The organism is Streptomyces sp. NPDC048584 (assembly GCF_043199595.1).
Classification (GTDB): Bacteria; Actinomycetota; Actinomycetes; order Streptomycetales; family Streptomycetaceae; genus Streptomyces; species Streptomyces edwardsiae.
The window spans coordinates 175,951-183,151 of record NZ_JBICWF010000017.1 but is presented as its reverse complement, the minus strand read 5'-3'; the positions used below and the strand labels follow the sequence as shown (position 1 = coordinate 183,151).

The window sequence follows — 7,201 nt, the reverse complement described above, 5'->3', positions numbered from 1 at the left end:
ATTCCGAACCCGGAAGCTAAGCCTTACAGCGCCGATGGTACTGCAGGGGGGACCCTGTGGGAGAGTAGGACGCCGCCGAACAATTCTTATAGAAAACCCCGCACCATTACGGTGCGGGGTTTTCTGCGTTTAGGGTCGAGGTATGCGCTACGACCTCGTCATCTTCGACAACGACGGTGTTCTCGTCGACAGTGAGCCGATCTCCAACCGGCTCCTGGCCGCCTATCTCACCGAGCTCGGCCACCCGACGTCGTACGACGACTCCATTCGGGACTACATGGGCTCCGCCATGCACCGTGTGCACGATCTCGTGGAGGAGAGGACCGGGCGACGGTTGCCGGCGGACTTCGACGACGTGTTCCACGCCCGGGTCTTCGCCGCGTTCGAGCGGGAGCTGAAGCCGGTCGTCGGCGCCACGGACGTACTCGAGAAGCTGGCCGCCGATGGGATGCCGTACTGCGTGGCGTCGTCCGGGAGCCATGAGCGGATCCGGGTCGGGCACCGCACCACGGGGCTCGACCGGTGGTTCGACGACGAGCGCGTCTTCAGCTCGCAGGACGTGGGCCGGGGCAAGCCGGCCCCGGACCTGTTCCTGTACGCGGCCGCACGCATGGGCGTGACACCCGAGCGGTGCCTCGTCGTCGAGGACAGTCCGCTGGGCGTCCAGGCGGCGGTCGCGGCCGGAATGGACGTGTACGGGTTCACCGCGATGACGCCCGCCGGGAAACTGAGCGCGGCCACAGGGCTCTTCGGGGACATGCGGGAGCTGGCCGCCCTGCTCTCACCGCCTCGAAGCTGAATCCAATTCATCTTTGACTGGATCTACCCACCGGTACCCCCGCGCCCTACGCTCGCCGCCATGACTGATGTGCTGCGGCGCGGCAGGGCCTCACTGGCCTTCAGCTTCCTGGTGCAGGGCGTCGCCTTCGCTCTGCTCGTGACGCGGATTCCCGCGATCCAGGACCGGTACGGGGTGTCCGACGCGCTGCTGCCGGCCTTCCTCGCCGCCGTGCCGATCCTGGCCGGCATCGGAAGCGTCACGACGGAGCGGCTGGTCAAGCGGATACCGCCGAGCCGGTTGCTGCGGTGGTCGCAGCCGGTCGTGCTGCTGGCCCTGCTCGGTCTGGGGGCGGGGGAGCGGATGGCGGTGCTCGGCGTGGCACTGGCCGCGTTCGGGCTGGCCGTCGGGGTGCTGGACGCCTCGATGAACATGCTCGGGGTGAGTCTCCAGCGGGCGTACGGGCGCAGCATCATGCTGAGCTTCCATGCCGCCTACAGCGCGGGCGGGATCGTCGGGGCGTCGCTCGCGTGGGTGGGGGCCCACTGGGAGCTGGCACTGTGGGTGTCGTATCTCCCGGTGGTGCTGCTGCTGTTGCCGACCGCGCTGGTCGGGAGCCGGTGGTACGTCGACGGCCCCGCGGCCGAGGAGGACACGCAGGAGACCGGAGAGGGCTCGGGCGGCGGTCTCAAGTGGCTGTTGCCGCTGTGTCTGGTGATGACGGTGGCGTACATCGGTGACTCGACGGTGTCCAACTGGAGTGCCAAGTACCTCCAGGATGTGCTGGGGAGTTCGGAGCAGCTGGCGACCGTCCCGTACAACGTCTATATGGTCACCACGCTGCTGGGGCGGGCGATCGGGGATGTCGGGGTGCGGCGCTTCGGTGCCGTGGCGGTGGTGCGGGCGGGGGCGCTGGTGGCGGCGGTGGGGTTCGCCGTGGTGGCCGGGGCGTCCGGTGCGTGGGTGGGGATGCTCGGGTTCACGCTGCTGGGGCTCGGGCTGTGTGTGCTGGTGCCGCAGACCTTCGCGGCGGCCGGGCGGCGGGCCCACGAGAGCGGCCGTCCAGGGGCTTCGGACGCTGCCGTGGCGCGGCTCAATGTCTTCAATTACGTGGGTTTTCTGATCGGTTCGCCGTTGGTGGGGGCACTGGGTGACGCCTGGAGCTATCGGGGGGCGATGCTGGTGCCGATGGTGTTGGTGCTGGTGACACTGGTGTGCGCCAAGTCGTTCGCGGCTCAACCGGACCGATACGGTGGCGGGCATGAGCGGGCGCGTACAGCTGATGTGGGACGAGGCGGTAACGGGCTATGACTTCGGTCGGGACCATCCGATGGACCCGGTCCGGCTGGCGCTGACCCGGAGTCTGGTGGGTGCCCTCGGGCTCGACCGTGAGGTGGAGGTGGTCGCCGCGAAGGCGGCCGGTGAGTCGACGCTGCGGCTCGTCCACCGGGAGGACTACATCGAGGCGGTGCGGGCCGCGTCGGCCGACCCGGCGTCGGCGGACCAGTCGTACGGGCTGGGTACGGTGGACGATCCGGCGTTCGCCGGGATGCACGAGGTGTCCGCGCTGATCGCGGGGCAGTCGGTGGGCGCGGCGGAGGCCGTGTGGCGCGGGGAGACGCCGCACGCGGTGAACTTCGCGGGCGGGCTGCATCACGCCATGCCGGGTGCGGCCTCCGGGTTCTGTGTCTACAACGACGCCGCGCTGGCCATCGCGCGGCTGCTGGAGCTGGGCGCCGAACGGGTCGCGTACATCGACGTCGACGTGCATCACGGGGACGGGGTGCAGGCGGCGTTCTGGGAGGACCCGCGGGTGCTGACGATCTCCCTGCACGAGCATCCGCGGACGCTGTTCCCGCAGACGGGATGGCCCGAGGAGACGGGTGCGGCCGGTGCCGAGGGCGGCGCGGTGAATGTCGCCCTGCCGGCCGGGACCGGCGACGCGGGGTGGCTGCGGGCGTTCCACTCCGTCGTGCCGGAGCTGATCGCGGACTTCCGGCCGCAGGTACTGGTGACGCAGCACGGCGCCGACACGCACTTCGAGGATCCGCTGGCCCATCTGGCGGTGTCGCTGGACGCGCAGCGGGCGGTACAGGTGGCGTGCCACGAGCTGGCGCACGAGTACGCCGACGGCCGCTGGGTGGCGCTCGGCGGTGGCGGTTACGCGGTGGTGGAGGTGGTGCCGCGGTCCTGGACGCACCTGGTGGGGATCGCGGCCGAACGGCCGGTGGAGCCGACGACGATGATCCCGGAGGGCTGGCGGCAGGAGGTGTACGCCCGGACCCGGCAGCCGGCGCCGCGGCGGATGACGGACGGGCGGTGGCCGGTGTCGTGGGCCGGGTGGGACGAGGGGTACGACCCGGCGGACCGGCTGGACCAGGCGATCCTGGCGGCTCGGCGGGCGGCCTTCCCGCTGCGGGGGCTGCTGCCCTGACGGCCGTAAGGATGTTCCGTTACGCCGACCGTGCGATGTCCCGCCGTTTCCGGCCCGCCCCGGCCTCGTATCCCGGACCATCGCTTCCGTGCAGACCATCGCCGAGCTTCGCGCGCATCTTCTCACCGCCCGGCTCGCGGGGGTCGTGGGCACCACGCGGGAGGAGAGCCTGCGAAGCTATCGGCTGTTCGCCGCGCGGGATCCGCGTCTGCTGATCGGGCTGGACCCCGAACGGGTATGGGGTGAGCGTGAATTGCTCGCTCTGATGGCGGAGAGATGCGGGGTTCCGGACGACCCGGCGCGCACCTTCGGCCATGATGTGATCGACCCCGAGCGGACCCTGACCGCCCTGGACGCGTTCGCGAAGCGGCTGGCGGTCGTCGCGGAGCGTGGCGGGCCGGTGCTGCTCGGCACCGGACATCCGCGCCGGATGCTCGGCTTCTACGTCGCTCTGGCAGACGCCTTGTCGGCGGCGGGATGTGCCGTCCTCACCCCCGCGCAGGGTCGCTCTGTCGACATAACGACCCGGTTCGGTCTACGCACCCACAACCTCGACTACGTCCGGGGAGTCGGGCTCGTCCGGAGCGCGACCGCGGAACGCCCCGGTTGTGAGCCGGGCGCACACACGCACTCCCCCCTCCCGGTTCGGACCGCACTCGCCGCGGCGGCGGATGCCGGCGGGCCGCTTCCGGAATTGGTGATCGGAGACCACGGCTGGGTCTGCGGTGCAGGTCAGCTGGGGTTCGAGGCCATCGGGACGGCCGATGTGAACGACCCCGCGCCGTTCGTCGGTGAGGCCGAGGGGCTCGTCGCGCTCGTCGTTCCACTTGATGACGGTGTGCGGTCCGATTACTACCTGCCGCTGACCCGCTACGTACTCAATCGAGCGTGTCTGTCACAGTAGGCCGCCGATGGGTGCACCTCTTCCCCACTCGCATCACCCGCCCCTACATTGGGGAGTGAGCACGCAACGACGAAGAGTCACCGGAAGGGGAAGCCGGTGGCCGTCGAGTGCGGAAGGTTCAGGTGTGTCATGGCTGCAGCTGGCGAAAGGCCTCTGAACGAGGTTCAGTTCCTTACCGTGGCGGAAGTCGCCTCGGTGATGCGAGTGTCGAAGATGACCGTGTACCGGCTGGTGCACAGTGGTCATCTGCCCGCGATCCGGGTGGGGCGGTCCTTCCGCGTCCCGGAGCAAGCGGTTCACGAGTACCTCCGCGAGAGTTACGTGGGGGTGGAAACCGCCTGACGGCGATCCGGGGAGGTCTTCATCGGGCACTCATGGGCCTCCCCGGTCACCTCGATTACGGTCTCAGCGCTCGGGCGGGTAGGCTAGCCCCTCGTAGGTCGTGTGGGCCCATGGCGCCCAAACACCGAGTGATGAGAAGTGAGCGAGGGTAGTCGTGGGCTCTGTTATCAAGAAGCGGCGCAAGCGGATGGCCAAGAAGAAGCACCGCAAGCTGCTCAAGCGCACGCGCGTCCAGCGTCGCAACAAGAAGTAAGCGACAGCGCGAGAGCGTGTCCAGTGGCCCCCCACCGCACACCGGTGGGGGGCTGCTGTCATTCGTACGTCCGGGATCTCATGGGTGCGTCCGGCGTTCGTACGTCCGGGGATGTCGTCACTTCACGTGTCCGGTCGACACCACAGGGCTACGGCGACCCGCTAGGTTGGCCGTCGGGGGCAGGGCGAGAGGAAGGCGCTGATCTTGGGAAAGGTCGTGCTCGTGACCGGGGTGGCTCGTCCGCTGGGCGGCCGTTTCGTCCGGCGGATCCTGCGGGATCCCGAGGTGGACCGGGTCGTCGCCGTGGACGCGGTCCCGCCCGGGCATCATCTGGGCGGCGCCGAGTTCGTCCAGGCGGACATCCGGCAGCCCGGCATCGCGCGGGTGCTCGCGGAGGCGGGCGCCGACACGGTCGTCCACCTCGACGTGACCGGCACTCCGCTGGGCAGCGGCAGCCGGGCCACGCTCAAGGAGACCAACGTCATCGGCACCATGCAGCTCCTCGGTGCCTGCCAGAAGTCGCCGAACATCAGGCGGCTGGTCGTGAAGTCCAGTACCAACGTCTACGGTTCGGCGCCCCGCGACCCCGCGGTCTTCACCGAGACGACCCCGCCCAAGTCGCTGCCGAGCGGCGGCTTCGCGAAGGACACCGTCGAGGTCGAGGGCTATGTGCGCGGCTTCGCGCGCCGTCGTCCGGATGTCGCCGTCTGCGTGCTGCGGTTCGCCAACATCCTGGGCCCGGCCGCGGACAGCCCGCTCGCCTCGTACTTCTCGCTGCCGGTGCTGCCGACCGTGTTCGGCTACGACCCGCGGCTGCAGTTCGTGCACGAGGACGACGTCATCGAGGTGCTGCGGATCGGCTCGCACGAACCGAGGCGTTCCACGCTCAACAGCGGCACGTTCAATATCGCCGGCGACGGCGTTCTGCTGCTGTCGCAGTGTGCGCGGAGGCTGGGCCGGCCCACGGTGCCGCTGCTGCTTCCCGCGGTCACCTGGGCGGGCTCGCTGGTGCGTACGCTGGGGATGACGGACTTCTCGCCCGAGCAGATCCGGCTGCTGACGCACGGGCGGGTGGTGGCGACGGACCAGATGCGGGAGACGCTGGGCTTCACCCCGAAGTACTCGACTGCTGAAACGTTTGCGGACTTCGTGCGCGGCCGTGGCCCCGGGCTGCTTCCGCCGGAGACGGTCGCGAGGGCCGTCGACCGGATCGCCGCGCTGCCCGTGCCGGGCAGCTCTCACCTCCCGACGCAGAGCGCCAACTGAGGAGCGTTGCAACGATGGCGGACGCCAAGGTCATTCCGTTCGACGACGACCACCGCTCCCGCGGGGGCGGTGCGCAGCGCCCGTCGCGCCGCCGCGGCGCGGGGAGCCGGCGCCAGGGCACAGGGCAGCCCGCGGCGGTCGGGGAGGTCCAGCCACTGCCGGGAGTGGCGTCCGTACCGGAGGATGAACCGGTGAGCGGTGCGGACGAGCAGGCCCAGGAGCAGGTCGAGGGGAGCGCCGGTGACGGCTCCGGTGGTCTGGAGCGGCGCGTCGCGAGCGGGCTGGCGTTTCTGCGCCGCCGGCTCACTGGGGAGTACGACGTCGACGACTTCGGTTACGACGAGGAGCTCACCGACCAGGTCCTGATGTCGCTGCTGCGCCCGATGTACGAGAAGTACTTCCGGGTCGAGGTGAAGGGCATCGAGAACATTCCGGCGGAGGGCGGTGCGCTGATCGTCGCCAACCACTCCGGGACGGTGCCGGTGGACGGCCTGATGATGCAGGTCGCCGTCCACGACCATCATCCGGCCGACCGGCATCTGCGGCTGCTCGCGGCGGACCTGGTGTTCATGCTGCCGGTGGTCAACGAGCTCGCCCGTAAGCTCGGGCACACCCTGGCCTGTGCGGAGGACGCCGAACGGCTGCTCGCGCAGGGGGAGTTGGTGGGGGTGATGCCGGAGGGGTTCAAGGGCATCGGGAAGCCGTTCAGCGAGCGGTACAAGTTGCAGCGGTTCGGGCGGGGCGGGTTCGTCTCGACCGCGTTGCGGCAGGGCGCGCCGATCATTCCGTGCTCGATCGTGGGGGCGGAGGAGATCTATCCGATGATCGGCAACGCGAAGACGCTGGCGCGGGTGCTGGGGTTTCCGTACTTTCCGCTGACGCCCACGTTTCCTTGGCTGGGGCCGTTGGGGGCGATTCCGCTGCCGACGAAGTGGACGATTCAGTTCGGTGAGCCGATTCTGACGGATGGGTATCCGGTGGAGGCGGCGGAGGATCCGATGCTGATGTTCAATTTGACGGATCAGGTGCGGGAGCAGATTCAGCACACGCTTTACAAACTGCTGGTGCAGCGGCGGTCGGTGTTCTTTTAAGGCCGCGCCTTGACTAGCTCCGGGCTCCGCGGTTGGGGCGCTGGGTGTTGTGTTGTGGGTGCGAGCTGGTGGGGGCTTGTCGCGCTCACGCGGCGGAGCCGCATGTCGGCACAGCCCCGCGCCCCTTTGAGGC

General features: G+C 69.5%; 8 protein-coding genes and 1 rRNA gene. All 9 read left to right on the top strand.

Going from position 1 to position 7,201, the window contains the following annotated elements; genetic code table 11:
* Nucleotides 1-81 (top strand): 5S ribosomal RNA (gene rrf, locus ACGFR9_RS31155); the annotation flags it as partial.
* Nucleotides 82-142: 61 nt separating this feature from the next.
* Nucleotides 143-799, top strand: coding sequence for an HAD family hydrolase (locus ACGFR9_RS31150; protein WP_393215134.1), 657 nt, complete (start codon nt 143-145; stop codon nt 797-799).
* A 60-nt stretch (nt 800-859) separates the two neighbouring features.
* A complete protein-coding gene (locus ACGFR9_RS31145) occupies nt 860-2,089 on the top strand; it encodes an MFS transporter (RefSeq protein WP_393215131.1) in 1,230 nt (409 codons plus the stop codon).
* Nucleotides 2,040-3,212, top strand: coding sequence for an acetoin utilization protein AcuC (locus ACGFR9_RS31140; protein WP_393215128.1), 1,173 nt, complete (start codon nt 2,040-2,042; stop codon nt 3,210-3,212). The genes ACGFR9_RS31145 and ACGFR9_RS31140 overlap by 50 nt, the downstream gene beginning before the upstream one ends.
* An 88-nt stretch (nt 3,213-3,300) precedes the next feature.
* A complete protein-coding gene (locus ACGFR9_RS31135; protein ID WP_393215125.1) occupies nt 3,301-4,116 on the top strand; it encodes a phosphatase in 816 nt (271 codons plus the stop codon).
* A gap of 129 nt (nt 4,117-4,245) precedes the next feature.
* Nucleotides 4,246-4,458: a helix-turn-helix domain-containing protein gene (locus tag ACGFR9_RS31130; protein ID WP_004984898.1), complete on the top strand. Its 213-nt coding sequence runs from the start codon at nt 4,246-4,248 to the stop codon at nt 4,456-4,458.
* A gap of 154 nt (nt 4,459-4,612) precedes the next feature.
* Complete coding sequence (locus tag ACGFR9_RS31125) at nt 4,613-4,711, top strand: 30S ribosomal protein bS22 (RefSeq protein WP_003948845.1); 99 nt, start codon at nt 4,613-4,615, stop codon at nt 4,709-4,711.
* A 204-nt stretch (nt 4,712-4,915) separates the two neighbouring features.
* The gene (locus ACGFR9_RS31120) at nt 4,916-5,977 is read left to right on the top strand and encodes an NAD-dependent epimerase/dehydratase family protein (RefSeq protein ID WP_393215122.1); all 1,062 of its coding nucleotides are present in this window, start codon (nt 4,916-4,918) and stop codon (nt 5,975-5,977) included.
* Nucleotides 5,978-5,991: 14 nt separating this feature from the next.
* A complete protein-coding gene (locus ACGFR9_RS31115) occupies nt 5,992-7,068 on the top strand; it encodes a lysophospholipid acyltransferase family protein (RefSeq protein WP_393215119.1) in 1,077 nt (358 codons plus the stop codon).
* Nucleotides 7,069-7,201 lie beyond the last annotated feature (133 nt).

Bases quoted from the DNA above. Each gene is read 5' to 3' on its own strand.
- ACGFR9_RS31140 (WP_393215128.1), top strand. From the start codon at position 2,040: ATGAGCGGGCGCGTACAGCTGATGTGGGACGAGGCGGTAACGGGCTAT.
- ACGFR9_RS31130 (WP_004984898.1), top strand. From the start codon at position 4,246: ATGGCTGCAGCTGGCGAAAGGCCTCTGAACGAGGTTCAGTTCCTTACC.
- ACGFR9_RS31145 (WP_393215131.1), top strand. From the start codon at position 860: ATGACTGATGTGCTGCGGCGCGGCAGGGCCTCACTGGCCTTCAGCTTC.
- ACGFR9_RS31150 (WP_393215134.1), top strand. From the start codon at position 143: ATGCGCTACGACCTCGTCATCTTCGACAACGACGGTGTTCTCGTCGAC.
- ACGFR9_RS31115 (WP_393215119.1), top strand. From the start codon at position 5,992: ATGGCGGACGCCAAGGTCATTCCGTTCGACGACGACCACCGCTCCCGC.